The sequence below is a fragment of the Klebsiella sp. SWET4 genome (assembly GCF_024296565.1).
Taxonomy (GTDB): Bacteria; Pseudomonadota; Gammaproteobacteria; order Enterobacterales; family Enterobacteriaceae; genus Klebsiella; species Klebsiella variicola.
In genome coordinates, this window is sequence record NZ_JANCOB010000075.1 from 1 (window position 1) to 1,020 (window position 1,020).

The window sequence follows — 1,020 nt, forward strand, 5'->3', positions numbered from 1 at the left end:
CGGAAATGTCGGTGGGGTCCATCCGCATCTTGGCCCAGTCCATCCGCTCTTGGAGCGTCTGGTCCTTGCCGGCCAATAGGCTAGAAAGCGTCTGTTTCTGGTAGTTGAAGACGCCGGCCTGTTGCTTCATGCGCTTGAAGATCAGGTGGGGGTGCATGAAGCTGAAGTCGGAAAGCACGATCACATGCTCCCGGTCGTAGCTGATCGGATCAGGTCCAGCTGGCTCGATAACGAGCGGGCCGTAGTGACCCTCCGCTTCCTGCAGGCCTGAATGGCTGTGGTACCAGTAAGTGCCCGACTGTTTGACCGGGAACTCGTAAACGAAGGTCTCGCCCGGCGGAATGCCTGGAAAGCTGACACCTGGCACGCCGTCCATCTGGAAGGGCACGAGCAGGCCGTGCCAGTGGATCGAGGTGTCCTCGTCGAGCGTGTTGGTCACCGACAGGCGGACATGCTGGCCTTCCTTCAGCCGGATCAGCGGGCCAGGAACCGTGCCGTTGATCGTCACGGCGTGGCCGGCCTTGCCGTCGACCGTGATCGGCGTGTGGCCGATGGTCAGCTTGATGTCCTCGCCCGAAAGGGCGGCCGGCGCGCGGCCGGGATCGCCCGCCGCGCGCGCCCAGGACGGCAGCAGGCTCGCCAGGGTGGCGCCGCCGCCGAGGACGGCGAGCGATTGGAGAAAACGACGGCGATCTAAAGCCGCGCTGGATCGAAGTATGACAGCCCTTTGACGATGACGCGCCGGCGGCAGGCCGTGAGGGACGGCCGCGACGCGATCTATAGGTGGCTACGCGCCAAACCGTCGCCCCCCTCGCCGGCGGGCGAAAAAAGTCAGGGATCGACCAGCCAGTCGGCCAGCACGCCGCCGCCCTCACCGCCCATCGCCAGGATCGCGATGGTGATCGCCTTTGCCGTCATGCCGCGATTCCCGCAAGGCGCCGCTCGATGCGATCCTGCAGCCAGCCGATCAACGCCGCCCCGACCCGTGCCTTGAACCGATCCCAGCGCGTCGGATTGTTG

At 65.5% G+C, this 1,020-nt stretch carries 2 protein-coding genes; both read right to left on the reverse strand.

The genetic code is table 11. The features are described from left to right. Positions 1–751: multicopper oxidase domain-containing protein (locus NKJ21_RS27620; RefSeq protein ID WP_302931857.1), on the reverse strand; the 751-nt coding region annotated here is incomplete at its 3' end. An 80-nt stretch (positions 752–831) separates the two neighbouring features. Further along, a partial coding sequence (locus tag NKJ21_RS27625; protein WP_254733493.1) for a hypothetical protein occupies positions 832–1,020 on the reverse strand: 189 nt, incomplete at its 5' end.